Source organism: Novosphingobium sp. KACC 22771 (genome assembly GCF_028736195.1).
GTDB lineage: Bacteria > Pseudomonadota > Alphaproteobacteria > Sphingomonadales > Sphingomonadaceae > Novosphingobium.
The window spans coordinates 2,947,522-2,972,891 of the sequence record NZ_CP117881.1 but is presented as its reverse complement, the minus strand read 5'-3'; the positions used below and the strand labels follow the sequence as shown (position 1 = coordinate 2,972,891).

Annotated in this window: 22 protein-coding genes and 1 pseudogene; 21 read left to right on the top strand and 2 right to left on the bottom strand. The window is 62.4% G+C overall.

The window, feature by feature from the left end:
• Window positions 1–3 precede the first annotated feature (3 nt).
• From PQ467_RS13740 to PQ467_RS13660, 17 genes and pseudogenes are all read left to right on the top strand, one after another.
• Window positions 4–615 (top strand): annotated as a pseudogene (locus tag PQ467_RS13740) (NADH-quinone oxidoreductase subunit C); the annotation flags it as partial.
• Window positions 616–626: 11 nt separating this feature from the next.
• Entirely contained in the window at window positions 627–1,841 is a 1,215-nt protein-coding gene (locus PQ467_RS13735; RefSeq protein ID WP_274173940.1) for an NADH-quinone oxidoreductase subunit D, read from the top strand.
• Window positions 1,842–1,876: 35 nt separating this feature from the next.
• Window positions 1,877–2,200 (top strand): nuclear transport factor 2 family protein, encoded by a 324-nt coding sequence (locus tag PQ467_RS13730; protein WP_337995121.1) that lies wholly within the window; start codon window positions 1,877–1,879, stop codon window positions 2,198–2,200.
• Complete coding sequence (nuoE, locus tag PQ467_RS13725; protein WP_274173938.1) at window positions 2,200–2,868, top strand: NADH-quinone oxidoreductase subunit NuoE; 669 nt, start codon at window positions 2,200–2,202, stop codon at window positions 2,866–2,868. Before PQ467_RS13730 ends, nuoE begins: the two co-directional genes overlap by 1 nt.
• A gap of 3 nt (window positions 2,869–2,871) precedes the next feature.
• The gene (gene nuoF / locus PQ467_RS13720; RefSeq protein ID WP_274173937.1) at window positions 2,872–4,167 is read left to right on the top strand and encodes an NADH-quinone oxidoreductase subunit NuoF; all 1,296 of its coding nucleotides are present in this window, start codon (window positions 2,872–2,874) and stop codon (window positions 4,165–4,167) included.
• Window positions 4,167–6,191 carry an NADH-quinone oxidoreductase subunit NuoG gene (nuoG, locus tag PQ467_RS13715; protein ID WP_274173936.1) on the top strand — a complete coding sequence of 675 codons (2,025 nt, stop codon included), beginning with the start codon at window positions 4,167–4,169 and terminating at the stop codon, window positions 6,189–6,191. Before nuoF ends, nuoG begins: the two co-directional genes overlap by 1 nt.
• Entirely contained in the window at window positions 6,188–7,234 is a 1,047-nt protein-coding gene (gene nuoH / locus PQ467_RS13710) for an NADH-quinone oxidoreductase subunit NuoH (RefSeq protein ID WP_274173935.1), read from the top strand. The genes nuoG and nuoH overlap by 4 nt, the downstream gene beginning before the upstream one ends.
• The gene (gene nuoI / locus PQ467_RS13705) at window positions 7,231–7,716 is read left to right on the top strand and encodes an NADH-quinone oxidoreductase subunit NuoI (RefSeq protein WP_168602393.1); all 486 of its coding nucleotides are present in this window, start codon (window positions 7,231–7,233) and stop codon (window positions 7,714–7,716) included. Before nuoH ends, nuoI begins: the two co-directional genes overlap by 4 nt.
• 21 nt (window positions 7,717–7,737) lie before the next feature.
• Complete coding sequence (locus tag PQ467_RS13700; RefSeq protein WP_274173934.1) at window positions 7,738–8,355, top strand: NADH-quinone oxidoreductase subunit J; 618 nt, start codon at window positions 7,738–7,740, stop codon at window positions 8,353–8,355.
• A 10-nt stretch (window positions 8,356–8,365) separates the two neighbouring features.
• On the top strand, window positions 8,366–8,671 hold the full coding sequence (gene nuoK / locus PQ467_RS13695; protein WP_168602395.1) for an NADH-quinone oxidoreductase subunit NuoK: 306 nt from the start codon (window positions 8,366–8,368) through the stop codon (window positions 8,669–8,671).
• A 5-nt stretch (window positions 8,672–8,676) separates the two neighbouring features.
• Entirely contained in the window at window positions 8,677–10,719 is a 2,043-nt protein-coding gene (nuoL, locus tag PQ467_RS13690) for an NADH-quinone oxidoreductase subunit L (protein ID WP_274173933.1), read from the top strand.
• A 28-nt stretch (window positions 10,720–10,747) separates the two neighbouring features.
• Complete coding sequence (locus tag PQ467_RS13685) at window positions 10,748–12,292, top strand: NADH-quinone oxidoreductase subunit M (protein WP_274173932.1); 1,545 nt, start codon at window positions 10,748–10,750, stop codon at window positions 12,290–12,292.
• Window positions 12,292–13,755 carry an NADH-quinone oxidoreductase subunit NuoN gene (gene nuoN / locus PQ467_RS13680; protein ID WP_274173931.1) on the top strand — a complete coding sequence of 488 codons (1,464 nt, stop codon included), beginning with the start codon at window positions 12,292–12,294 and terminating at the stop codon, window positions 13,753–13,755. The genes PQ467_RS13685 and nuoN overlap by 1 nt, the downstream gene beginning before the upstream one ends.
• Window positions 13,756–13,769: 14 nt before the next feature.
• Window positions 13,770–14,477: a biotin--[acetyl-CoA-carboxylase] ligase gene (locus PQ467_RS13675; protein WP_274173930.1), complete on the top strand. Its 708-nt coding sequence runs from the start codon at window positions 13,770–13,772 to the stop codon at window positions 14,475–14,477.
• A gap of 25 nt (window positions 14,478–14,502) precedes the next feature.
• Window positions 14,503–15,282, top strand: a complete 780-nt coding sequence (locus tag PQ467_RS13670; RefSeq protein WP_274173929.1) for a type III pantothenate kinase — start codon at window positions 14,503–14,505, stop codon at window positions 15,280–15,282.
• A gap of 115 nt (window positions 15,283–15,397) precedes the next feature.
• Window positions 15,398–17,002 (top strand): ribonuclease J, encoded by a 1,605-nt coding sequence (locus tag PQ467_RS13665; protein ID WP_274176163.1) that lies wholly within the window; start codon window positions 15,398–15,400, stop codon window positions 17,000–17,002.
• Window positions 16,999–17,283, top strand: a complete 285-nt coding sequence (locus PQ467_RS13660; RefSeq protein WP_274173928.1) for a DUF1467 family protein — start codon at window positions 16,999–17,001, stop codon at window positions 17,281–17,283. The genes PQ467_RS13665 and PQ467_RS13660 overlap by 4 nt, the downstream gene beginning before the upstream one ends.
• An 8-nt stretch (window positions 17,284–17,291) precedes the next feature.
• Here PQ467_RS13660 and PQ467_RS13655 read toward each other — a convergent pair whose 3' ends face one another.
• On the bottom strand, window positions 17,292–19,697 hold the full coding sequence (locus tag PQ467_RS13655) for an ATPase (protein ID WP_274173927.1): 2,406 nt from the start codon (window positions 19,695–19,697) through the stop codon (window positions 17,292–17,294).
• Window positions 19,698–19,729: 32 nt separating this feature from the next.
• On the opposite strand from PQ467_RS13655, the gene PQ467_RS13650 reads away from it, so the two are divergent.
• The 4 genes from PQ467_RS13650 to PQ467_RS13635 all read left to right on the top strand — a co-directional run bounded on the left by PQ467_RS13650 (window position 19,730) and on the right by PQ467_RS13635 (window position 23,739).
• A complete protein-coding gene (locus PQ467_RS13650) occupies window positions 19,730–20,032 on the top strand; it encodes an Hpt domain-containing protein (protein WP_274173926.1) in 303 nt (100 codons plus the stop codon).
• Window positions 20,033–20,170: 138 nt separating this feature from the next.
• Window positions 20,171–21,406, top strand: coding sequence for a hypothetical protein (locus PQ467_RS13645; protein WP_274173925.1), 1,236 nt, complete (start codon window positions 20,171–20,173; stop codon window positions 21,404–21,406).
• 36 nt (window positions 21,407–21,442) lie between these two features.
• Entirely contained in the window at window positions 21,443–22,375 is a 933-nt protein-coding gene (locus PQ467_RS13640; protein ID WP_274173924.1) for a hypothetical protein, read from the top strand.
• Window positions 22,372–23,739 (top strand): sensor histidine kinase, encoded by a 1,368-nt coding sequence (locus tag PQ467_RS13635; RefSeq protein ID WP_274173923.1) that lies wholly within the window; start codon window positions 22,372–22,374, stop codon window positions 23,737–23,739. Before PQ467_RS13640 ends, PQ467_RS13635 begins: the two co-directional genes overlap by 4 nt.
• A gap of 329 nt (window positions 23,740–24,068) precedes the next feature.
• Here PQ467_RS13635 and gltA read toward each other — a convergent pair whose 3' ends face one another.
• On the bottom strand, window positions 24,069–25,352 hold the full coding sequence (gene gltA, locus PQ467_RS13630; RefSeq protein WP_274173922.1) for a citrate synthase: 1,284 nt from the start codon (window positions 25,350–25,352) through the stop codon (window positions 24,069–24,071).
• Window positions 25,353–25,370: the final 18 nt, after the last annotated feature.

The window sequence follows — 25,370 nt, the reverse complement described above, 5'->3', positions numbered from 1 at the left end:
CGAATGGCTGTTCTGCATTCCGCCCCCAAGTGGAGCTCGAACGAGGGCGTTCTTGACACGCTGGTGGCCGCTTTGTCGCACCGCGTTGCCGCGTCCAAGGAAGAGCATGGCGAAATCGTCATCACGGTGACGCGCGAGCATGTCGAGGATGCGCTGCGCATCCTGCGCGACAAGCATGAATATCAGCAGCTGGTGGAAATCGCCGGCGCCGACTATCCGAGCCGCCCCGAGCGGTTCGAAGTCGTCTACATGCTGCTCTCGCTGACCAAGAATCACCGCATCATCGTCAAGACCACCACCGACGAGGTTGCCCCGGTTCCGACCGTGACGACGCTTTGGCCGGTGGCTGGCTGGCTCGAACGTGAAGTATTCGACCTGTATGGCGTGGTCTTTGCGGGCAATGCGGACCTGCGCCGCATCCTGACCGACTATGGCTTTGAAGGGCATCCTTTCCGCAAGGACTTCCCGCTGACGGGCTATCAGGAACTGCGCTACTCGAACGAAGAGAAGCGCGTGGTTTATGAGCCGGTGCGTCTGGCGCAGGATCTGCGTCAGTTCGACTTCACTTCGCCTTGGGAAGGGTCGGATTACGTCCTGCCGGGCGACGAGAAAGCTGGGGAAGGCAAATGAGCGGTCTGATCCTCGAAGAATCGCCGACCACCGGCGATGAGATCATCACCAATTACACCATCAACTTCGGCCCTCAGCATCCCGCCGCCCATGGCGTGTTGCGCATGGTCACCGAGCTGGACGGTGAGATCGTCACGCGTATCGACCCGCATATCGGCCTGCTGCATCGCGGCACCGAAAAGCTGATCGAATATAAGACCTATCTGCAGGCGCTGCCCTATTTCGACCGGCTGGACTATTGTTCGCCGCTCGGCATGGAGCATTCCTATGTTCTGGCGGTGGAAAAGCTGCTGAACCTGGAAGTGCCCGAGCGCGCCAAGTGGCTGCGCACGATGTTTGCGGAAATCACCCGCATCTGCAACCACATGCTCAACATCGGTTCGCACGTCATGGACGTGGGGGCGATGACGCCGAACCTGTGGCTGTTTGAAATCCGCGAGGATTGCCTCAACTTCTTCGAGCGCGCCAGCGGCGCCCGTATGCACTCGGCATGGTTCCGCCCCGGCGGCGTCCATCAGGATGTGCCCCAGAAGCTGATCGACGACATCAGCGTCTGGCTCGACAAGCGTCTGCCCGAACTGTTCGAAGACGCGATGAGCCTGGTGTGCGACAACCGCATCTTCAAGCAGCGCAACGTCGATATCGCCACGGTCAGCAAGGAAGACGCGCTGGCATGGGGCTTTTCCGGCCCGATGATCCGCGGCAGCGGCATTGCCTGGGATCTGCGCAAGTCGCAGCCCTATGATGCCTATGACCAGGTCGATTTCGAAGTGCCCGTGGGCACGCGCGGCGATTGCTATGATCGCTTCATGGTCCGCGTTGAAGAAGTGCGCCAGTCGGCCCGCATCGTGCGCCAGTGCATCGAAAAGATGCCCGCCGGCCCGGTGCTGAGCAGCGACCGCAAGGTTGTGCCGCCCAAGCGCGCCGAGATGAAGCAGGACATGGAAAGCCTGATCCATCACTTCAAGCTCTACACCGAAGGCTTCCACGTTCCGGCGGGCGAAGTCTATGTGGCGACCGAAAGCCCCAAGGGCGAGTTCGGCGTCTATCTGGTGTCGGACGGCTCGAACAAGCCTTATCGCTGCAAGATCCGCCCGACGGCCTTCTCGCATCTTCAGGCGATGGACTTCATGACCAAGGGCCACATGCTGCCCGATATCACCGCCATCCTTGGCGCGATGGATATCGTGTTCGGGGAGTGCGACCGGTGAGCCAGAGCCTCAACCATCTGGCAACCGCCGAGGCGATGATTGCCGCCTATAACGCGCAGGATGCCGACCTTTACGTGTCCTATATGACCGATGATGCCTGCGAGGCGGGCTATCGCGGCGCTGTGGTGCGTGAAGGCAAGGAAGGCACCCGTACGGGGCTAGCCGCCGCTTTTGCCAAGTGGCCGGAAAACCATGCCGAGATCCGCGAAAAGCAGGCTATCGGCAATTATGTGCTGATGCGTGAATATGTCACGCGCGGCCCGGCTAGCGATGGTTCGGAACTGGTTGAACCGTTTGAAGTTATCGCCGTCTATTCGTTCGAGGGCGACAAGTGCTCTCGCGTGGAGTTCATCCGCTAATGGCTGATCGTCATATCTATCCCGATAGCCCTGAGCTGCGCGCGCGCTGGGGCAATTTCGCCTGGACCGAGGCCAATGCGGCCAAGGCCAAGGAAATCGTCGCGCGCTATCCCGAAGGGCGCCAGCGCTCGGCCTCGATGCCGCTGCTCGATCTGGCGCAGCGTCAGGTGGGCGCGGAAACCAACACGCAGGGCTGGCTGCCGATCCCGGTGATGGAATATGTCGCGAATTATCTCGACATGCCGATCATCCGCGTGGTCGAAGTCGCCACCTTCTACACCATGTATAATCTGGTTCCGGTCGGAAAGTTCCACGTACAGGTCTGCGGCACCACGCCCTGCATGCTGCGCGGCAGCGACGACCTGATCTCGGTGTGCAAGGCCAAGAAGATGCCGACCGGCGGCGTTTCGGAGGATGGTCTCTGGACCTTCACCGAGGTGGAATGCATGGGCAATTGCTCGTCGGCGCCGATGGTGCAGATCAATGACGACAATTACGAAGACCTGACCGCTGAACGTTTCGAGGGCATTCTGGATGCTCTGGCGCGCGGCGAAAGCCCCAAGACGGGCACGCAGGAGCCGGGTCGTCATACGGTCGAACCGGCTGGTGCGCTCTCGAACCTGACCGCGATGGTCAATGAGAATCACGATTATCGGGGGGAGTGGTAAGTCATGGCCCTTCAGGACAAGGATCGTATCTTCACCAATCTCTACGGTTTTCAGCCGTGGAACCTGAGCGCGGCGCGCGCGCGGGGCGATTGGGATAACACCAAGGCGCTGCTCGAAAAGGGCCGCGACGCGATCATCCAGGAAATCAAGGATTCGGGCCTGCGCGGCCGTGGCGGTGCGGGCTTCCCCACCGGCATGAAGTGGTCGTTTATGCCCAAGGAAAGCAAGGACGGTCGTCCCAGCTTCCTGGTCATCAACGCCGACGAATCCGAGCCGGGTTCGTGCAAGGACCGCGAAATCATCCGCCACGATCCGCATAAGCTGATCGAAGGCGCGCTGGTGGCCGGTTTTGCGATGGGGGCCCGTGCGGCCTACATCTATATCCGTGGCGAATATATCCGCGAGGCCGAGACGCTGTTTGCCGCTGTTGCCGAGGCCTATGACGCCGGCCTCGTGGGCAAGAACGCCAGTGGTTCGGGCTATGATTTCGACGTTTTTGTCCATCGCGGCGCGGGCGCCTATATCTGCGGCGAAGAAACCGCGATGATCGAGTCGATCGAAGGCAAGAAGGGCCAGCCCCGTCTCAAGCCTCCGTTCCCCGCCGGTGCTGGTCTTTACGGCTGCCCGACCACGGTGAACAATGTCGAATCGATCGCGGTGGCTCCCACCATCCTGCGTCGCGGCGCTGGCTGGTTTGCTTCGTTCGGGCGCGAGAACAACAAGGGCACCAAGCTCTTCCAGATCTCGGGCCATGTGAACAAGCCCTGCGTGGTCGAAGAAGAGATGTCGATCCCGTTCAGCGAGCTGATCGAGAAGCATTGCGGCGGCATTCGCGGCGGCAAGGACAATCTGCTGGCGGTCATCCCCGGCGGTTCGTCGGTGCCGCTGGTGCCTGCCGATCAGATCTGGGACGCGCCGATGGACTTTGACGGTCTGCGCGCGGTCGGCTCGGGTCTGGGCACGGCGGCGGTCATCGTCATGGACAAGTCCACCGACATCGTGCGCGCGATCAGCCGCCTTTCGTACTTCTACAAGCACGAAAGCTGCGGCCAGTGCACGCCGTGCCGCGAAGGCACCGGCTGGATGTGGCGCGTGATGGAGCGTCTGCGCAAGGGCGATGCCGATGTGCAGGAAATCGACATGCTGTGGAACGTGACCAAGCAGGTCGAGGGTCATACGATTTGCGCGCTGGGCGATGCTGCGGCATGGCCGATCCAGGGCCTGATCCGTCATTTCCGCCCCGAAATTGAGCGTCGCATTGCCGAAAAGGGCGGTGCGCTGCGGGAGGCCGCTGAGTAATGCCTAAGGTCAAAGTTGACGGCGTGGAACTTGAGGTGCCGGCCGGCGCCACTGTTCTGCAAGCCTGCGAAATGGCGGGGAAGGAAATTCCGCGCTTCTGTTATCACGAGCGTCTGAGCATTGCGGGCAATTGCCGCATGTGCCTGGTCGAGGTGAAGCCCGGGCCGCCCAAGCCGCAGGCTTCCTGCGCGCTTCCGGCCGCCGAAGGTCAGGAAATCCGCACCGACAGCGAGATGGTCAAAAAGGCGCGTGAAGGGGTGATGGAGTTCCTCCTCATCAACCACCCGCTCGACTGCCCGATCTGCGATCAGGGCGGCGAATGCGATCTTCAGGACCAGAGCGTGGCCTATGGCCGCGGTTCTTCGCGTTACCACGAGCACAAGCGCGCGGTGACCGAGAAGTATATGGGCCCGCTGATCAAGACGGTGATGACGCGCTGCATCCAGTGCACGCGCTGCGTCCGTTTCAGCGAGGAAATCGCGGGTGTGGATGAAATCGGCGCGCTGTATCGCGGCGAGAACATGCAGATCAGCACCTATCTCGAAAAGGCCTCGACGCACGAGCTGTCGGCCAATGTGATCGATCTGTGCCCGGTGGGCGCGCTGACTTCGCGTCCCTACGCGTTCGAAGCCCGTCCTTGGGAACTCAAGAAGACGATCTCGATCGACGTTTCGGACGCCATCGGCTCGAACATTCGCGTCGATGCGCGCGGCCGCGAAGCCATGCGCATCCTGCCGCGCGTCAACGATGACGTGAACGAGGAATGGCTGTCCGACAAGGGCCGCTACATGGTCGATGGCCTGTCCAAGCGCCGTCTTGACCGTCCGTTCATCCGTCTTGATGGCAAGCTTAAGGCCGTGTCGTGGGACGAGGCGCTGGCCGCTGTCGCCAAGATTGCCCCGGGCAATTCGATCGCGGCGGTTGCGGGCGATCTGGTCGATGTCGAAACCATGTATGCGGCCAAGAAGCTGCTGTCGGGCCTCGGTTCGTCGGTGCTCGAAGGGCGTCAGACGGGTCTGGCTTACAACACGGCCAATCTGGCGGCGGTGAATTTCAATTCGGGTCTTGCCGGGATTGAAAGCGCCGATGCCATCTTGATCGTGGGCAGCCGTGTCCGCTGGGAAGCCGCTGTGCTCAACGCTCGCCTGCGCAAGGCGGTCAAGCATGGCGCCAAGGTGTTCATCATTGGCCCCGAATGGGAAACGACCTATCCGGCCGAATTCCTGGGCAGCGATGCCGGCGTGTTGAACGCTTTGCCGGGCCATGTTTGGTCGGCGCTGCAGAACGCCAAGCGCCCCGCGCTGATCATCGGCGGGGCCGGGCTGGCCAAGGGAGCGCTCGAAGCGGGTCTGTCGATCAGCGAACAGCTCGGCCTGGTACGCACGCTCGAAGACGGCTCGGTGTGGAACGGTTTCAACGTTCTGCACATGGCGGCTTCGCGCATGGGCGGCCTGCTGCTGGGTTATGCTCAGAAGGGTGGCATCAACGATGTCGCCGCCGCCAAGCCCAAGCTGCTGCTTTCGCTGGGCGCGGATGAGGTGGATTACACCAAGTTCGCCGACAGCATGATCGTCTATGTTGGCCATCACGGCGACAAGGGTGCCCATGCCGCGGACGTGATCCTGCCTGCTTCGGCCTTCACCGAAAAGGCGGGCATTTACGTCAACACCGAAGGTCGCGTGCAATTTGCCGAAAAGGCTGTGTTCGCGCCGGGTGATGCGCGTGAAGACTGGGCGATCCTGCGCGCCATTGCTCAGGTGCTGAACGTCAATGTCGGCTTTGACAGCTTTGACGAACTCCGCTCGGCGCTGTTTGACGAATATCCGGCGCTGCTGGTTGATGGCGGTCTGGTTGATTTCGGCCCGCTGCCCACCGGTGTTTCGGGTTCGGCCGCTGGCGAAATCGCCTATCCGATCAAGGATTTCTATCTGACGAACCCGATTGCGCGGGCGAGTGAGACGCTGGCGCGTTGCTCGGCCGAACTGCTGCACGGGTCGCAACCCCAAGCGGAGGCTGCGGAATGACCGCCTTCTTCCAATCGCTTGGCCTGCCGTTTCAGGCGGCATGGCTGATTTCCACCATTGCGGGCATTTTGCTGATCGCGCTGCCGCTGATGCTCAGCGTGGCGATGATCATCTATGTCGACCGCAAGATCTGGGCGGCCATGGCGCTGCGTCGCGGTCCGAACGTTGTCGGCCCGCTTGGTCTGCTTCAGTCGTTTGCTGACGGCCTGAAGGTTTTCCTTCAGGAAACTATCGTTCCGACCGCCGCCAACAAGGGTATCTTCCTGATCGGGCCGGTGGTTACCTTTACGGTGACGCTGCTGGCCTGGGCGGTGATCCCCTTCAACTCGGGCGCGATCCTGGCTGACATTAATGTGGGCCTGCTTTATGTTCTGGCGATCTCGTCGCTGGGCGTTTACGGCACGATCATGGCGGGTTGGGCTTCGAACTCAAAATACCCGTTTTTCAGTGCGATGCGCGCTTCTGCTCAGATGATTTCCTATGAAGTCTCAATCGGCTTCATCCTGATCTGTGTGGTGCTGTGGGCCGGTTCGTTCAATCTGGGGACGATCGTTGCCGAGCAGAAGGGCCATGTGTTCGGCATCCTGAACGGCTTTGGTTTCAATCCGCTTCTGTTCCCGATGTGGGTGCTGTTCCTGATTTCGGGCATGGCCGAAACCCAGCGCGCTCCGTTTGACCTTTGCGAAGCGGAAAGCGAACTCGTCGCCGGTTATCAGACCGAATATTCCTCGATGGCTTTCGCGCTGTTCTGGCTCGGCGAATATGGCAACGTGCTGCTGATGTGCGCGCTCAATGCCACGCTCTTCTGGGGTGGCTATCTGCCGCCGCTGGATATTCCGGTGCTTTACATGGTGCCGGGCGTGGTCTGGCTTCTGCTCAAGATCTTCTTCTTCTTCTTTGTGTTCAGCTGGGTGAAGGCCACCGTGCCGCGCTATCGCTATGACCAGCTGATGCGTCTGGGCTGGAAAATCTTCCTGCCGCTCTCGCTGCTGTTCGTTTTCCTCGTCAGCGGTTACCTCATGGCTACGGGACATTTTGCATGAGCGTCGCCCATCTCATCAAGAGTTTCACCCTCTGGGAGTTCGTGAAGGCTCACGCCTTGACCTTGAAGTATTTCTTCAAGGAGAAGGCGACCATCAACTATCCCTATGAGAAGAACCCGCTTTCGCCTCGTTTTCGCGGTGAACATGCGTTGCGCCGCTATCCCAACGGGGAAGAACGCTGCATCGCGTGCAAATTGTGCGAGGCGATCTGCCCCGCGCAGGCGATCACGATCGAGGCCGAACCGCGCGATGATGGCAGCCGCCGGACGACGCGCTACGACATCGACATGACCAAGTGCATCTTCTGCGGCTTTTGCCAGGAAGCATGCCCGGTCGACGCCATCGTCGAAGGGCCGAATTTCGAATACGCGACCGAAACGCGTGCCGAACTGCTCTATGACAAGAACAAGCTGTTGGCGAACGGGGACAAGTGGGAGCGGGCGATTGCCGCGAACCTTGAAGCCGATGCGCCCTACCGTTAAGGCGCGGGCCGGAGACAAGAGATGATCCAAACGCTTGCCTTTTATCTGTTCGCCGCGCTGGTGATTGCGTCGGCCGTGATGACCATCACGGCGCGCAATCCGGTGCATTCCGTGCTGTGGCTGATCCTGGCCTTCTTCAACGCTGCGGGTCTGATGATCCTGATCGGCGCCGAATTCATCGCGATGCTTCTGGTCATCGTTTATGTCGGCGCGGTGGCGGTGCTGTTCCTCTTTGTGGTGATGATGCTCGACATCGACTTTGCCACGCTGCGGGCCGGTTTCGTGAAGAATTTCCCGCTGGGTCTGGCGATTGCCGGAATCCTGCTGGCCGAACTGCTTTTCGGTCTGGGCGCGCATTCGGCCGGCGGCCTTGTGCTGGGCACGCCTGATGCGGCAACGGCTCCTGCGGCCAACGTCCCCAACATTCAGGCCATCGGCGCTGTGCTTTACGGGCACTACCTGTTCCTGTTTGAAGCGGCCGGTGTCGTGCTGCTGGTTGCCATGATCGGCGCCATCGTGCTGACCCATCGCCAGCGTAGTGACGTGCGTCCGCAGAACATTTCCGAACAGGTCAAGCGCCGTCCGGAAGATGCCACCATCAACACCCGTCCCGAAGTGGGCGGCGGCGTGAAGCTGTAAGGGGGCGGCCATGATCGGTATCGAACATTATATCGTTGTCAGCTCGATCCTCTTCGGGCTGGGCGTGCTGGGCATCGTGCTCAACCGCAAGAACATCATCATCGTGTTGATGGCCATCGAGCTTATCCTGCTCTCGGTGAACATCAACCTCGTGGCCTTCAGCGCCTTCCTGCATGACCTGGCCGGTCAGATCTTCGCGATGTTCGTGTTGACCGTGGCCGCGGGTGAAGCAGCCGTGGGCCTGGCCATCCTCGTGATCTACTTCCGCAGCCGCGGCACGATTGCGGTGGACGACGCCAACCGGATGAAGGGGTAAGACCTGTGCATTCGATCCTCTTCATTGTTTTCCTGCCACTGCTGGCCTCGGCGATTGCCGGGCTTGGCAACAAGGCGCTGGGCAAATTCCCGGCCAAGGTGGTGACGACCGGTGGGCTTTTCGCTGCCTGTCTGCTCTCCTGGCCAATCTTCATCAGCTTTCTGACCGGCCATGCCGAAGCCACCGTCGTTCCTGTGCTCAAGTGGGTGCAGTCGGGCGATCTCAGCTTTGACTGGGAACTGCGCGTCGACACGCTGACGGCGGTGATGCTGGTGGTGATCACCAGCGTCTCGGCGCTGGTCCACCTTTACAGCTGGGGCTATATGGACGAAGAGCCGGATCAGCCGCGCTTCTTCTCCTATCTCTCGCTCTTCACCTTCGCCATGCTCATGCTGGTGACCGCGAACAATCTGGTTCAGATGTTCTTCGGCTGGGAAGGCGTGGGTCTGGCTTCGTACCTGCTGATCGGTTTCTGGTTCCGCAAGCCTTCGGCCGGTGCTGCCGCGATCAAGGCTTTCGTGGTCAACCGCGTGGGCGACCTTGGCTTCATGCTGGGCATTTTCGGCGTGTTTCTGGTGTTCGGCACGGTGTCGATCCCCGAAATCCTCGCCAATGTTCCCAACCATGCGGGCAGCACGATCGGCTTCCTTGGCCACCGTTTCGACACGCTGACGATCATCTCGATCCTGCTGTTCATCGGCGCGATGGGTAAGTCGGCGCAGCTTGGTCTGCACACCTGGTTGCCGGACGCGATGGAAGGCCCGACCCCTGTGTCGGCGCTCATCCACGCGGCGACCATGGTGACCGCGGGCGTGTTCATGACCTGCCGCCTTTCGCCGCTGTTTTCGGCCAGCCCGGATGCGATGACTTTCGTCACCATCGTCGGCGCCGCCACCTGCTTCTTTGCCGCGACCATCGGCACGACGCAGTGGGACATCAAGCGCGTGATCGCCTATTCAACCTGTTCGCAGCTGGGCTATATGTTCTTTGCGGCCGGTTCGGGCGCGTTCGGCGCGGCCATGTTCCACCTGTTCACGCACGCTTTCTTCAAGGCCCTGCTGTTCCTTGGCGCCGGCAGCGTGATCCATGCGATGCATCACGAGCAGGACATGCGCTATTACGGCGCGCTGCGTAAGAAGATCCCGCTGACCTACTGGGCGATGATGGCGGGGACCCTGGCGATTACGGGCGTCGGTATCGTCGATGTGTTCGGTTTCGCGGGCTTCTATTCAAAGGACTCGATCCTCGAAGCTGCCTATGGTTCGGGCACGGGCGTTGGCCACTTTGCCTTCTTTATGGGCATCACGGCTGCTCTGCTGACCTCGTTCTATTCGTGGCGTCTGGTGTTCCTCACCTTCTTCGGCAAGCCCCGCTGGTCGCAGTCGGAGCATATCCAGCACGCGGTTCACGATGATCACGGCCATGGCCACGATCACGCGCATGGCCACGACCATCACCATGGGCATGCTCATGACGACGACGGCACGGCTGGCTATCACCCGCACGAAAGCCCGCTGGTGATGCTGCTCCCGCTCATCATCCTGAGCATGGGCGCGATCTTTGCCGGTTTCGTCTTCAACCATGCCTTCATCTCCGAAGGCGACGGCGAGTTCTGGAAGGGCAGCCTCGTGTTCTCCGAACACCTGATCCACCACATGCATGAAGTGCCGGTGTGGGTTAAATGGGCTCCGTTCGGCGTGATGGTGACCGGCCTGCTGGGCGCGATCTACGCTTACATCATCAATCCCGGCTTCCCGGCGGCCTTTGTCCGCGCGATCAAGCCGATCCACACTTTCGTTTACAACAAGTGGTTCTTTGACGAGCTCTACAACTTCCTGTTCGTCCGTCCTGCCTTCGCGCTGGGCCGGTTGTTCTGGAAGGCTGGCGATGTCGGCTTCATTGACCGCTTTGGCCCCAATGGTGCGGCCTGGGTTGTGGTTCAGGGCACGGGTCTGGCTCGTCGTCTCCAATCTGGTCTGCTCACCAGCTATGCGCTGTGGATGCTGATCGGCCTGGTGGCTGCGGTCAGCTGGGTTCTCACTCGATAAAGGCGGGCAGCGAAAAGGTTTTATGGCAATGACCGGTTTTCCCATCCTTTCGCTGATGCTGGCGGTGCCAGCGGTTGCGGCTGTGGCGGCTTTGTTCGCCTCAGCCGGCGCCGCGCGCACCATCGCGTTGGTGGCGACGTTGATCGACCTGGCGCTGGGCCTCGATCTCTGGGCCAATTACCAGATCGGCGGGCCGCAGTGGCAATTCGTCGAACATGCCCAATTGTTCAGCGGTTTCAGCTGGGCGCTTGGCATTGACGGCATCGCGCTGGTGCTGATCGTCCTGTCCGTCTTCCTGATGCCGATCTGTATCGGCGCCAGCTGGGACGCGATCGAGAAGCGTGTGCCTGAATATATGGCTGCGTTCCTGTTCATGGAAACGCTGATGATCGGCGTTTTCGCGGCGCAGGATCTCTTCCTGTTCTACATCCTGTTCGAGGCAGGCCTGATCCCGATGTATCTGATCATCGGTATCTGGGGCGGCGCGGATCGTATCTACGCCAGCTACAAGTTCTTCCTCTATACGCTGCTTGGCTCGGTCCTGATGCTGATCGCCATGCTGTGGATCGTGAACCTGACGGGTACCACCTCGATCCCGGTGCTGATGGAATACAACTTCCCGGTGCACGCGCAGTATCTGCTGTGGCTGGCCTTCTTCGCCTCGTTTGCGGTGAAGATGCCGATGTGGCCGGTACACACCTGGCTTCCCGATGCGCACGTTCAGGCGCCGACCGCTGGTTCGGTCATCCTGGCAGGCGTGCTGCTCAAGATGGGCGGCTACGGTTTCATCCGCTTCAGCCTTCCCTTCTTCCCCGAAGCGAGCGCTTATTTCGCGCCGCTGGTGTGGGGCCTCTCGATCGTCGCGGTGGTTTACACCTCGCTGGTCGCGCTGGTTCAGTCGGACATGAAGAAGTTGATCGCCTATTCGTCGGTGGCGCATATGGCCATCGTGACGCTGGGTCTGTTCGCTTTCAACCGCCAGGGCCTTGAAGGCTCGATGGTGGTGATGCTGGCCCACGGTCTGGTGTCGGGCGCGCTGTTCCTTTGCGTTGGCGTGATCTATGATCGCCTGCACACCCGCGAGATCAACCGCTACGGCGGCATCGCGATCAACATGCCGCATTATGCGCTGTTCTTCATGTTCTTCACCATGGCTTCGGTGGGGCTGCCCGCCACCGCCAACTTCGTGGGTGAATTCCTGTCGCTTCAGGGCATCTACAAGGCTTCGAGCTGGACCGCGCTGATCGCGGGCACGGGCATCATTCTGGGTGCGGCCTATATGCTGTATCTCTATCGCCGGGTTGCCTTTGGCGAACAGAAGAATGCCGATGCCGCCGCGATGCCGGATCTGACGGCCCGCGAATATCTGCTGTTGACGCCGCTGGTCATCGCAACGCTGTGGATGGGTATCTATCCCGAAAGCTTCATCGCGCCGATCCGTGCCGACATTGCCCATCTTGACGCCCGCCTTGCCGCGGCCCGTCCGGCCGGTGATGCGCAGGTGACGCCGGGCCATCCTGTGGCTGAAACTCATGAAAGCGCCGAGCATAGCGGCGAAGGGAGTGAAAAGTAATGAACTGGGCATCTTCCCTTCGCCTGGTGGCCGCTGAGGAATTCCTCAGCGTCTCCGGGCTGGTGCTCCTGCTGGTCTGCGCGTGGGCGGATGACAAATCCGCCCGTCTGGTGACCTGGCTGGCAGTCGCGGCTCTCGCCGTGGCGGGCGTGCTGGTCGCGCCTGCTTTGTGCGGCGGCGTGTTTGGCGCGGAGGCTTCGGCCTTCTACGGCCAATATGCGGCGGACAGCTTCTCCTCCTTTGCCAAGCTGCTCATTTATGGCGCTGCCGGCGCTTCGCTTCTTGTGGCCCCTGGCTTCTTTGAACGTCAGGGCGGCTATCGCGCGGAATATCCGGTGCTGGCGCTGTTCGCGGCGCTGGGCATGGGCCTGATGGTGTCGGCCACCGACATGCTCACACTCTATGTCGGCCTCGAAATGAACTCGCTGGCGGCCTATGTGCTGGCGGCCATGCTGCGTACCGATGACCGTTCGCCTGAGGCGGGTCTGAAGTATTTCGTGCTGGGTTCGCTGGCCTCGGGCATCCTGCTCTTCGGCATCAGCCTGACCTATGGCTTTGCCGGCAGCACGAGCTTTGACGCCATCCACACCGCGCTCGTTGGCAAGATGTCGACCGGCTCGCTGTTTGGTCTGGTGTTCATCCTTGTCGGCTTGTCCTTCAAGATCAGCGCTGTGCCGTTCCACATGTGGACCCCTGACGTTTATGAAGGCGCACCGACCCCGGTGACAACCTTCTTCGCCACCGCGCCCAAGGTCGCCGCTCTGGCGCTGACCATGCGCGTCACGCTGTTTGCCTTTGGCATGCAGGCCGCCGCCTGGCAGCAGATCATCGTTGCCATCTCGCTGCTCTCGATTGTCGTGGGCGCGCTGGGGGCGATCGGTCAGGGCAATATCAAGCGCCTGATGGCCTATTCGTCGATCAACAACGTCGGCTTCATGCTGATCGGTCTGGCTGCCGCCACGCCGGGTGGCGCGGCTTCGATGCTGGTGTATCTGGCGATCTATGTGGTGATGTCGATCGGCGGTTTCGTGGCCATCCTGTCGCTGCGTGATGCCGCAGGCAATCCGGTGGAAAAGATCGCCGACCTTGCGGGCCTGTCGCGCAGCAAGCCGGGTCTGGCCTTTGTGCTGGCGATGGTGATGTTCAGCCTCGCCGGTATTCCGCCGCTGTTCGGCTTCTGGGGCAAGTTCGTGGTGTTCCAGTCGGCGGTCGCCGCCGGTCTGGTTCCGCTGGCCACGGTGGGCATCGCGGCTTCGGTTATTGGTGCTTTCTACTACCTCAAGGTCGTCAAGGTTCTCTATTTCGATGAACCGGCTGACAAGGTCGTGGGCTCGGTGGACGGCGTCCATGCGGTTCTGCTCTATGGCAGCGCCATCGTGATCTCGCCTATCGGCTATCTGTTCACCAGTTGGCTGGGCGGTCTGGCCCAGTCGGCGGCGGCGGCGCTGTTCCACGCGGCCTGAGAACTCGTGCTTTGATGGAAATCATCGGCCTGACCGGCTCGACCAATGCAGACCTTGCACAAAGGCTGACATCGGGCGAGCCGGTTGCTGAGGGAAACTGGCTGATCGCCGACCGCCAGAATGCGGGGCGGGGGCGCCTGGGCCGGGTCTGGAATGACGGGCTTGGCAATTTCATGGGCTCGACCGTGGTGCGCATCGACGCGCACCAACCGCCTGCTCCCAGCCTTGCGTTGGTGGCAGGCGTTGCTGTTCAGGCTTGTGTCGCTGGTCTGGTGCCACCCCCGCGTTGCGCTTTGCTGAAATGGCCCAATGATGTGCTGGTGGGGCAGGCCAAGGTGGCGGGAATTCTGCTCGAAGCGGTGGCCGGGTTTGTGATTGTCGGGATCGGCGTCAATCTGGCCAGCGCGCCGCAGTTGCCGGGTCGCGAGACAGCGGCCCTCAGCCACTATGGTCCCGCGCCGGATCGCGATGCCTTTGCGATGGCGCTGGCCGCGCGGTTTTCGCAGGAATTGGTTCTTTGGCGGCAATTTGGCCTTTCCGCCCTGACGCGGCGGTGGCAGGCGGCGGCCCATCCGCTGGGCACACCGCTGCGGGTGCACGAAGCCAGCGGGCAGGTCGTCAGCGGCAATTTTTCCGGGCTGAACGAGGATGGGGCCTTGCGGTTGCAGCTTTCGGACGGCACGGTCCAAACCCTTCATGCAGGCGATGTCGAACTCGCCTGAGAAAAGATAAGCGGAGAGAGGCAGCATGCTGCTGGCCATTGATGTGGGCAATACCAATGTCGTCTTTGCGCTCTATGACGGGCGCGAGATGAAGACGCGTTGGCGCATTGCCACCGATCCGCGCCGTACGGCTGATGAATTCGCGGTCTGGCTGCTGCAATTGATGGCGATTGAAGGCTATACCCGCGATCAGATTGCCGGGATGATCGTTTCGACGGTGGTGCCGCGCGCGCTGCATAATCTTCAGGTGCTGGCCAGCAAATATTTCGATACCGAATTGTTGGTGGCCGGCGTCGACAAGGCCGATTACGGCATTGATGTTGATGTGGATTCGCCCAAATCCTTGGGCGCGGATCGCGCGGTCAACGCCATTGGTGCGCATGACAAATTCCCCGGTGATCTGATCGTCGTCGATTTCGGAACGGCCACGACGATCGATCACATCGATGCTAGAGGGGCGTATAAGGGCGGGATCATCGCGCCGGGCATCAATCTCTCGCTGGATGCCTTGGTCGGCAACACCGCCAAATTGCCGCGTATCGCCATTGCCGTGCCCGAAAAGCCCGGCGTCATCGGGACGAATACCGAGGACCAGATGCTGATCGGCGTCTATTGGGGCTATGTCGCGATGATCGAAGGGCTGATTGCACGGATGCGCGCGCAGGTCGGGCGTCCTGTCACGGTGGTGGCCACAGGTGGTCTTGCCGTACTGTTTGATAAGCAGCCCGGATTGTTTGATGTGGTCGAACACGACCTTACCCTGAACGGCCTTGCGCTGCTCGCCGAGCGCGCGGCCACACGATAAATTGCAACAAAATCATTGGAGAAGTACGATAGCGCGCAAGTCTGACAGCAAGGATCCGTTCACGCCCGGCAAGGAATTGCTGTTTTGCGCGCTGGGCGGGTCGGGCGAGATTGGCATGAATGTCAATCTCTACGGCGCGCATGGCAAGTGGCTGATGGTCGACCTGGGCATGACCTTTGCCGGGAATGAATATCCGGGCAGCGAACTGGTCTTTGCCGATCTGGCCTTTATCGAGGAGCGGCGCGAGGATCTGATCGGCATCGTGCTGACCCATGCGCATGAGGATCACATCGGCGCGGTGCCCTATTTCGCCGCTGATCTGGATGTGCCGCTTTATGCCACGCCATTTACGGCCAAACTGGTGGCCTCGAAACTGGCCGAGGCGGGGATCGAGCGCGACGTTGAATTGAACGTCATCGACCATTTTGACCAGTTCGAATTGGGGCCTTTCGGCATCCGCTATGTGCCCTTGGCGCACTCGATTGCCGAGGGCCACGCGCTGCTGATCGAGACGCCCTATGGCCGGGTGTTCCACACCGGCGACTGGAAGCTGGATGATGAGCCGATCATCGGCACGCCTGCAACGCCCGCGCAATTGACCGCGATTGGAGACGAGGGCGTGCTGGCGCTGGTGTGTGACAGCACCAATGTGTTCAACCCCGAGCCTTCGGGCAGCGAGGGTGAAGTGGCCCGCGCGATGAAGGAAGAGGTCGCGCGCCACAAGGGCAAGCGCGTGCTGGTCACGACCTTTGCCAGCAATGTCGCGCGGCTGCACACGCTGGGCGAGGTGGCCAAGGCGACCAATCGACGACTTTGCGTTTCGGGGCGCTCGCTCGACCGGATCATTCAGGCGGCCGAGGGCTGCGGCTATCTGGGCCAGTTGCCTGATATCATCGACCCCGAAACCGCGATGAGCCTGCCGCGCGGACAGGTGCTGATCGTGGCGACCGGCGGGCAGGGCGAGCCGCGCGCGGCGCTGGCGCGCATTGCCGATGGCAACCATCCGATCAAGCTGGACGCGGGCGATGTGGTGCTGTTTTCCAGCCGCCAAATCCCCGGCAATGAGATTGCGATTGGCCGCATCCAGAATCAACTGGCGGGCGATGGCATTACCGTCGTCACCGACCGTCAGGCCGATATCCATGTCTCCGGTCACCCCGGTCGGCCCGAGCTTGTGGCGATCTATGGCTGGCTGCGGCCCCAGATCCTGATGCCGGTGCATGGCGAAATGCGCCACATGCGCGAGCAGGCCAAGGTCGGCAAGGAAAGCGGCATCCCCACGCAGGTGGTGCAGAAGAACGGCGATCTGGTGCGTCTGGCGCCTGGCCGTCCGGGCAAATTTGCCGAGGTGCCCCATGGGCGGCTCGTGCTGGACGGCGATATTATCGCGCCCGCTGATGGTGAAGCGGTGGCGATGCGCCGCCGTCTGGCATGGCATGGCGTGGTGATGGTGGCCGTGGCGGGAAGGGCGCGCCATGCCGATTTCACGGTTCAGGTGGCGGGTCTTGGTCTGCCGCTGGTCGAGGATTACGATGCCTTTGTGGCCGAGGCGCAGAATGATGTGATTGAGGCGCTGGGCAAGCTGCGCGGGCCGGACAAGCGCAATGAAAGCGCGATGGCGGAAGCTGCGCGTCTGGCCGCGCGGCGGGCTGCAGGGCGCTGGTGTGGCAAGAAGCCGCAGGTCAAGGTAATGATGATGGTGGAGGGGCTGGATCGGTGAAACCGGCCTCTATCCTTGCCATCTATCTGCTTTTCTGGGTCATTTCGGCCTTTCTGGTGCTGCCCTTCGGCATCCGCACGCCCGATGAAACGGGCGAGGAACTGGTCAAGGGGCAGGCCACCAGCGCGCCGGGCAATTTCCGCCCGGGCCGCGTGGCAATCCGCGCCACGGTGGTTTCGGCCATCCTCTTTGCGCTGTTTTACGCCAATTATGTCTATGATTGGGTGCGGATCGAGGATCTCGCACCCTTTCACATGCCTGCCTCGCTGGAAAAAGACTAGGCGCTGGCTTAGGCCCGGAGCCGCTCAATGGCCTGGGCCAGCGCCACATAAAGTTTGCCCATATCCGAAGACAGCAGCGTCACGGTGATCGCATGGCCGTCGCGGGTTGAAAGCAGGTGGCGCAGCATGGCTTCAAAATCATGGATATAGCGGTTCACATGGGCCTGAAACGCCCCGTCGCTCTCATAGAGATGCAGCACATGCCGTGCATCGCCCGTATCGAGCAGGCGCACCGCGCGGCGGGTGAAAATGCCCCGGTCGCCGCGCAGATAGGCTGCCCAAGCCGTGTCGGCCACTTCGCTGTCCAGCGCGCGGGTGATGTCCACCGCCTTGGATTGCAGCGTGTCGGTGATAATGGCCATGCGGCGTGAAAAATCGCCGTCCATGCGCTCTTCGGCCTGAGCGCGGGCTTCGGCCACGCGGGTTTCGAGATGGGCGATCACGCTTTCCACCTCGCGCAGTTGATCGCGCAACTGGTTCGCCGCCTCGCGGCTGATGCCCAGTGCATGGGCGGCGGCCTGTTCCAACTGGCCGGTGATCTCGCTGGCCTTGAGGCGCATGGCGCGCTCCAGCGCCGCGCCGCTTTCGCTGGACAATTGTTCGGCCAGCGCGGTGACATGGGCCGCGCCTTCGCTTTCGATCAGGGCGAGGGTCTGCATGACGCTGCCGCCCAACGTGCGGATCGCTTCGCCCAATTCGCCCTGCGCGTCGCTGGCGATGCGTTGGGCCTCGCTTTCCACCTGCATCAGATGGTCGCGCAGCAGGCCCACGGCCGTATCCTGCGCGCTCAACGCATGGCCGACGCCCAGCGCGACGCCCTGCGCCTGATCCATCCGCTGGGCCAGCATTTCGCCCTGCGCGCCCGCCTCGACGACAATCCCGCGCAGCGCCTGAATCCGTGCTTCAAACCCGGCCAGTTGCTCTTCACTCTGCGCCAGCGCGGGAGGCAGCGTATCGCGGCTGTGCAGGACTGAGGACTGGATCAGTTCGAGCAGGCGGATGCTCGACGCGGTCAGCTTTTCAAGGCTCCTGTCCGTTTCGCCAAGGCGCCGCTCCAACCCCTCAAGCCGTTGCTCCATCGCGCCCGAAACCGCGACATCAGCCGCCGCAATCGCCTCCAGCCGCGCCTCGGCCTGCGCCAGACGCAGGCTTGTCGCCTCGCTCATCACGCCCAGCTTGCCCGCACGTTCGATGGCGGCATCGTGGCGCTGGGCCAATTCGCGGTCGATGCGCGAGAGGTCATTGGTCAGGCGCGCTGTCGCCGCCTGCCAGTCGCCCAGCGCCACCGCTTCATTCTCGCGCAGCGAGCGGCCGATCGTCGCCGCCTCATCGCGCAGGGCCGACAGGCGCGCGCGCAGCGAGGTCAGCGCCTCGGCCTCATCGGCGTCGAGCCGGGCGCGCGTCGCGGCAATTTCGTCGCCCATGGCGGCGGCGCGGCGTTGCAGCGTCTCGCGCGCCTCGGCCTCATGCCGCTCCAGATCCAGCGCAAAACCGGTCGAGCGCGCCTCCAGCGCGTCGAACCGCCCGGTGATGACCGCGTCCAACTGCTGCGTCCTGCTCTCCAGAGCGCTCAGCCCGCTCTCGATCCGCTCGCGCAGGGCGGTCACCTGCAACTCGCTCGACTGGCCAAAATCCTGCAAGCGTTCCAGACCTTTGACCATGTCCTGAAGATGGGCATGGGCGATCCGTCCGGCATTGCCGATATTGCTGGTCACATCCTTGGCCGCATTGGTGATGACGGGCAGATGGACGCGCAATTGCTCCATATTGCCCAGCGCGGCGGCGCTGACGTTGCCGATCACCTCGACCTGTGCGGCATTGTCGCGCACGAGCGAATCGATGCGCCCGGCGCTCTGCCCAATGCGGTCCACGGCGGTACGGCCCAGCGCGTCCAGTTCGCGGGTCTGTGCGGCCAGAAATTCGCGGGCCAGGCTGAGTTCGCGGTTCAGCGAGGTCAGCCGATCCTCCAGCGCCTGCGATTCGCGACGCAGCAGGGCGGCGGCATCGCCAAAGCGCGCGGCCTCGCGGCGGCTCGACCGCTGGACGATCAGATAGACCAGCGCGATCAGCAGCACCGGCGGCGACCATTGCAGCGCCAGCGCGCTCCACGCCTCGGGCGTCCGCGCGGCGGCCATTGCCCCGGCCTGCGCCGCGCCAAACAGCGCGCTCCACCCCGCCGCCAGCGCCAGCGCCACCACGGGCGGTACCCATTCGGGCATGCGGCGCGGTGCGGGCCCAGCCCCATTCCCATAAGCCTCATCCCAACCGGCCTCTTCCTCGCCCCCGGTCAGCGCGCCTAAGGGTATGCCCTTATTCACTTCTTCCTCGGAAGACAGTGGGGCCTCGATGCTGTAAATGGGTGTTCCGCTCGCCATACCGTCTTGATAGCGCACAAGGCGGCTTTGGGGAAACACTGCTTTAACTTCTGCGGGGTAGAGTGCACGCTATGGCTTATGAAGCAGGTGCCCTTGATGCGACCCTCGCCGCCGCCGCGGGCGACGATCCGGTCTTGATGCGCGAATTGCGTGCAAGCTTTCATGAAAGCCTTGCGCGGCAGATCGATTTGCTGCGCCGTGCCCGCTGCGATGGCAATTGGGAGGTCGCCGCGATGCGCCTCAAGGGGCTTGCCGCCAGCTTTCAGGTCTGGCCACTGATCGCTCTGGCCGATCAGGCGCTGGATGGTGCGCCGGGCGATCCGGTCGTGCTGCGCCAGTTGCAGGCATTTCTTGACGAATTCCCGATGGGTTAAAGCGCCCTCCCGGATCCGGGCGAAGCTGGCCTGTTGCCGCAAGATGCAAAGTTTGGTCGCGTATCGCGGCTTGGCATAATCGTTGGCCTTGATTACAACCCACCCGGTTGGGCCAAAATGGCATTGCCGGAGAACGTCTTGCGCGTTGCGCTTTTATCCCTGATCGCGCCCGTCACTGGGGACAGTGGTGGGGCTGCGGGCGCCCCGACCGGCGCCGCTCCCTTTTTCCCGCGTGGGTTGATGCGGTTGGGCGGGCATACGCTGGCGCGCCATCAACTGGCCATTGTGCTGTCGCTGGGCTGCGACCGGGTGATCGTGGTGGCCTCGGGCGGTCAGGATGGGTTGTTGCCGTTGCAGCACGCTGCCGAAACCGCCGGAGCCTTGTTTCACCGGGTGACGGGGGCGCATGGCATCATGGGGCTGGTCAGCGCGCAGGATGAAGTGATCGCGCTGGCCGATGGCTTGCTGGCATGGCCCGATCTGGCGCAGGAATTGCTGGCCACGCCCACCGTTCTGGTTCAACCCGTCGAGCGCGGCGTGGCGGCCGGTTTTGAACGGCTGGATTTCAATTACGCCTCGGCCGGGGCCATGCGTTTTCCGGGCCGTCTGGTCGAACGTCTGTCCGAATTGCCCGGTGATGTTGAACCCTTTGCCTGCCTTCAGCGAATCGCTTTGCAGGGCGGCGTGCCGCAGCGCTCGGTGCCTGATGATGTGATTGAACAGGGGCGGTGGAACCTGCTCCATAACGAACGCGAAATTCAGGCGGTCGAACCGGATTGGATCAGTCACCATTTGTTCGAGGATGGCCCGCTCCAACCCTCCGAATGGCTGGCGGCGCAGGTGGTGCGCCTGGCCGGGCCGGCTCTGCTTGAGGCCGGATCGGGCGGAACGGTGGTGGCCATGGCGGCCGGTGTGCTGGCCGCGCTGGGGCTGGTGGCGGGGGGCTTTGGCGCGCTGACGCTGGGGCTGATGCTGGTGGCGCTGGCTTGGCTGGCCTTTGCCTGCGCCTCGATGTTTGGCCGTTTTGAGCGGCGTTCGCTGCGTTTGCCGCGCCCGCGTTGGGCGCCTGCAGTCACGTATCGCTGGATCGTCGATGGCGTTCTGCTGGTGCTGCTGGGGCTGGCGCATGGTGATCGCGGCTATGTCGCGGGCCTGTTCGCGCCGCTGATGCTGCTGGGTCTGAACCGTCTGGTGCCCGCCGTGATTGCGAGTCGCAAGGCGGCATGGATGGAGGATCGGGCGCTGTTGGCGCTGGTGCTTTCGCTGCTTTCGCTCTTTGGTTTGTTGCGCAATGGGGTGTCGGTTTTGGCGGTGGCGCTGTTGCTGGGCGGCATAATTATGGCCGGGCGGCAAAATCGGCTAACGCCACCTTAACATCCTGTCCACTATAGTGAGCACATGACCGACCGTATGTCTGAAGCTCCTGGCAGGGATTCGAGTGATTCCTCGCTGCGCCTGCAACTGGCGCGGGGCGACGCTGTGGTGGGGTCGGTGGTGCCGGTTTTGCGGCATTTGCTGGTCTGCGGCGATCAGGGTCTGTTTGGCGATGATGTGCTGGCGCGGCTGCGGGCCATGCTCGATGATCTGGCCAATCAGCTGGAATATGCGCTGGTCGATGCGGGCGGGCGCGGCGGCATTATCGACATGCTGATGGAACAATTGCCCGAGGTTCCGGGGCTGCTGGCGCATCTTCACGCGCTGGCGCTGGAATGGCAGATGACGCAGCGTTTGTCCGACAGGCTGGGGGTGGACCCGGTGGTTTCGCCCTTGCTTCAGGCACTTATTGCCTCAAGCGAGGCCGATACTTCGGCGCGGGGCATGAAATTGCTGGCCGCGCAGGCGCGCTTTGCCCAGCATCAACGGCGGATGCAGTTGCCGCTGAGCGAATTGCCGGCCGAATTGCTGCATGGCGTGCTGGTGGCGCTGCATGTGGCGGTTGAGGATGACAGCGAGGCCGCCGCTCGCGCCGGACAGGCGCTGCGCGAACATTACGACGAGGCTTCGACTCGGTTGGGTCTGCTCGCCCGGTTGGTGGCTGCGATGGGCGCCGGTTCGGTCGCGGCGCTGGCTCTGGCCCATGGCGGGGTGGCGATGTTTGCCTCGGCTTTGGCGCTGGCGGGCGATGGGTCGCGCGAATCGGTGTTGCTCTCGATGCGCGATGGCCAGCAGGCCCGCCTGTCGGTGGCGCTGCGCGCGGGGGGGGCCAAGTTGGGGGTGATCGAGGAAAATCTCCTGATCCTCCATCCCCAGACGATCCGTCCCGATGGTCTGTCGCGCCTGAGCGTCGAGCGGGCGAGCGAATTGCTGGTCGAGGCGGCGCAGGCCTTGGGGCGCCTTGCATGAGCGCCCCAGAGCGCATTCAGGTTGAAGCGCAAAGCGATGGTGAGGATCGGCTGCTGCGGGCGGACGAACCGCTTTCCGCGCTGCAGATCCGCTGTGGCGGCACGATTCCGGGCGCGATTGCGGTGCCGGAATTGCGCGAACTGGTCAGCAAGGCGCGCGGTTTTGGCCTCAAACTGGCGCGCCCGATCATCGCGCAGGATGGACTGGAAACCATTCGCGCATGGATCGAGGTGACGCCGCAGGAGGGCGGTTGCCTCATTATCCTGCGGCATTGGCAGGCGAGCAGCCTGCCCCCCGAACCGGCCGATCTGGCTAATCGGCGGCGGGTGGAAATTGACCGAGCGCTGGCCGAACTGACCGCGCGGCTTGATCCGGGCCAGCGTCTGATGACGGTCGATGCTTCGGCGGGCGATCTGGCGCAGGTGGCCCAGGCGATGCGCGGCGGGATTGGGCGGCCATGGACCGATTTTGTCGATGTGCCCGGATCCGGGCAGCGTCAGCCTTTGCATTGGCGCCTACTTGATGGCGCAACGGTCGTTGTGCCCGGATCGCAAAGGGCATGGCGCGCGACCATCCTGCCCCAGACCGGGCCGGAGGGTGAAACCCTGGGCTTCGACCTGTGCCTGACCAGCGATCAGCCTTTGCCGGAACCGGCCGAGCCGATGGCCCCGGCACCCAGCCCGCCGAGCAAGGCCAGTTCGGTGATCGGGCGCGAGATGGCCCCCGTTCTGCGCCAGCCCATCGCGCGGATCATCGCGAATGCCGAAACCATCCGCACCCGTCGCGCCGGGCCGTTGACCGAGGAATATGCCGGTTATGCGGGCGATATTGCCGCAGCAGGGCAGCATCTTCTGACGCTGATCGAGGATCTCTCGGACATGGAGATTATCGAGGCGGAGGGGTTTGCGCCGGCGGCGGATCGTATCGACCTTGCCGATGTGGCGCGGAGGGCGGCGGGCATTCTGGGCGTGCGGGCGCGGGAAAAGGGCATTGTCATCCATGCGCCGGATGAAACCATGCATCTGGGCGCGGTGGGCGAATTTCGCCGGGTGCTTCAGGTGCTGCTCAACCTGATCGGCAATGCCATTCGGTATAGTCCGGAAAATTCGGCCATATCGGTGCTGCTGACCGCAGGCATGGGGCGGGCGCGGATCACCATTGCGGATCAGGGACCGGGCCTTTCGCCGCAGGACGCGGCCCGCGTGTTTGACAAGTTCGAGCGGCTTGGGCGCAGCGGAGACGGCGGCTCTGGGCTGGGGCTCTATATCTCGCGGCGTCTGGCGCGGGCGATGGGGGGCGAATTGAGCGTTGAGGGGCACGAAGGGCAGGGCGCGCGCTTTGTGCTGGAATTGCCGCAGGGGTAGGAGTTCTAAAGTAAGAGTGCCTCCGGCGGGCAAAGGGCGGGGGCCCTTTGCAATCCCGTTAATTAGGGGACATTTGAGGCGTTTTGCTGTCAACAGATGTTATAAAGCCTGCGGCGCAGATAAAAGGCGCCGCAGGCTTTTCTGTTTCGAACGGTGCGTAACGGGGGCTTGGTCGAACTCCAAACACAACGTGGACAGTCATGGGAGCGCGAGGGACGCGTCCCTCGCATTCAACTCTTTTCTTCAAACCCAAATCCCCAAACAAAAACGCGGGAGAAAGTCTCCCTTCCCCCGCGCTTCTGAATTTTTCAGACCCTCAGGCCAAGCGATCAGCGCTTGTCGACGGGCACGTAATCGCGCTGCGTCGGGCCGGTGTAGAGCTGACGCGGGCGGCCGATCTTCTGGCTGGGATCTTCGATCATTTCGTTCCACTGCGCCACCCAGCCCACGGTGCGCGCCAGAGCGAACAGCACGGTGAACATGGTGGTGGGGAAGCCGATGGCCGACAGGATGATGCCCGAATAGAAGTCGACGTTGGGGAACAGCTTCTTTTCGATGAAGTAGGGATCGTTCAGCGCGATCTCTTCAAGCTTCAGCGCAGTTTCGAACAGCGGATCCTGCACGTTCATCGCTTCGAACACTTCGCGCACGGTCTTCTGCATCACGGTCGCGCGCGGGTCGCGGTTCTTGTACACGCGGTGGCCAAAGCCCATCAGACGGAACGGATCGTTCTTGTCCTTGGCGCGCTCGATATAGTGCGGGATCTTGTCGGGGGTGCCAATTTCGCGCAGCATGTTGAGGCAGGCTTCGTTCGCGCCGCCATGGGCAGGGCCCCACAGGCAGGCGATACCGGCGGCAACGCAGGCAAACGGATTGGCGCCCGAGGACCCTGCAAGGCGCACGGTCGAGGTCGAGGCGTTTTGCTCGTGGTCGGCATGCAGGATGAAGATGCGGTCCATCGCCTTTTCAACGGCGGGGATCACTTCATATTCTTCGGCCGGAACGCCAAAGGTCATGCGCAGGAAGTTGCCCGCATAGGACAGCTTGTTGTCGGGATAGACGAAGGGCTGACCCACCGAATACTTGTAGGCCATGGCGGCAATCGTCGGGATCTTGGCGATCAGGCGGTGGGCCGAAATGCGGCGCTGCACCGGATCGGAGATGTCCGTGCTGTCATGATAGAAGGCCGAGAGCGCGCCGACCACGCCGACCATGATGGCCATCGGGTGCGCGTCGCGGCGGAAGCCCTTGAAGAAGCTCGAAAGCTGTTCATGGACCATCGTGTGGCGCGTAATCGTGCGCGAAAAGCCGTCGAGTTCGGCGGCGCTGGGCAGTTCGCCGTTCAGCAGGAGGTAGCAGACCTCCATGAAGGACGAATTTTCGGCGAGCTGACCGATGGGATAGCCGCGATGCAGCAGCACACCCTCGTCGCCGTCAATATAGGTCAGCGCGCTTTCGCACGATGCCGTCGAAGTGAAGCCGGGGTCATAAGTGAACGCGCCGGTCTGGGCGTAGAGCTTGCGGATGTCGATAACATCCGGACCCACGCTGCCCTTCAGGATCGGGGATTCAACTTCTTTGCCCTCGACGATGAACTTTGCCGTATCACCCACCGCAACACTCCTTGTATT

Excerpts from the sequence above, each read along its gene's own strand:
- PQ467_RS13735 (WP_274173940.1), top strand. The coding sequence starts at position 627 with ATGAGCGGTCTGATCCTCGAAGAATCGCCGACCACCGGCGATGAGATC.
- PQ467_RS13730 (WP_337995121.1), top strand. The coding sequence starts at position 1,877 with ATGATTGCCGCCTATAACGCGCAGGATGCCGACCTTTACGTGTCCTAT.
- nuoE (WP_274173938.1), top strand. The coding sequence starts at position 2,200 with ATGGCTGATCGTCATATCTATCCCGATAGCCCTGAGCTGCGCGCGCGC.
- nuoF (WP_274173937.1), top strand. The coding sequence starts at position 2,872 with ATGGCCCTTCAGGACAAGGATCGTATCTTCACCAATCTCTACGGTTTT.
- nuoG (WP_274173936.1), top strand. The coding sequence starts at position 4,167 with ATGCCTAAGGTCAAAGTTGACGGCGTGGAACTTGAGGTGCCGGCCGGC.
- nuoH (WP_274173935.1), top strand. The coding sequence starts at position 6,188 with ATGACCGCCTTCTTCCAATCGCTTGGCCTGCCGTTTCAGGCGGCATGG.
- nuoI (WP_168602393.1), top strand. The coding sequence starts at position 7,231 with ATGAGCGTCGCCCATCTCATCAAGAGTTTCACCCTCTGGGAGTTCGTG.
- PQ467_RS13700 (WP_274173934.1), top strand. The coding sequence starts at position 7,738 with ATGATCCAAACGCTTGCCTTTTATCTGTTCGCCGCGCTGGTGATTGCG.
- nuoK (WP_168602395.1), top strand. The coding sequence starts at position 8,366 with ATGATCGGTATCGAACATTATATCGTTGTCAGCTCGATCCTCTTCGGG.
- PQ467_RS13685 (WP_274173932.1), top strand. The coding sequence starts at position 10,748 with ATGACCGGTTTTCCCATCCTTTCGCTGATGCTGGCGGTGCCAGCGGTT.
- nuoN (WP_274173931.1), top strand. The coding sequence starts at position 12,292 with ATGAACTGGGCATCTTCCCTTCGCCTGGTGGCCGCTGAGGAATTCCTC.
- PQ467_RS13675 (WP_274173930.1), top strand. The coding sequence starts at position 13,770 with ATGGAAATCATCGGCCTGACCGGCTCGACCAATGCAGACCTTGCACAA.
- PQ467_RS13670 (WP_274173929.1), top strand. The coding sequence starts at position 14,503 with ATGCTGCTGGCCATTGATGTGGGCAATACCAATGTCGTCTTTGCGCTC.
- PQ467_RS13665 (WP_274176163.1), top strand. The coding sequence starts at position 15,398 with ATGAATGTCAATCTCTACGGCGCGCATGGCAAGTGGCTGATGGTCGAC.
- PQ467_RS13650 (WP_274173926.1), top strand. The coding sequence starts at position 19,730 with ATGGCTTATGAAGCAGGTGCCCTTGATGCGACCCTCGCCGCCGCCGCG.
- PQ467_RS13640 (WP_274173924.1), top strand. The coding sequence starts at position 21,443 with ATGTCTGAAGCTCCTGGCAGGGATTCGAGTGATTCCTCGCTGCGCCTG.
- PQ467_RS13635 (WP_274173923.1), top strand. The coding sequence starts at position 22,372 with ATGAGCGCCCCAGAGCGCATTCAGGTTGAAGCGCAAAGCGATGGTGAG.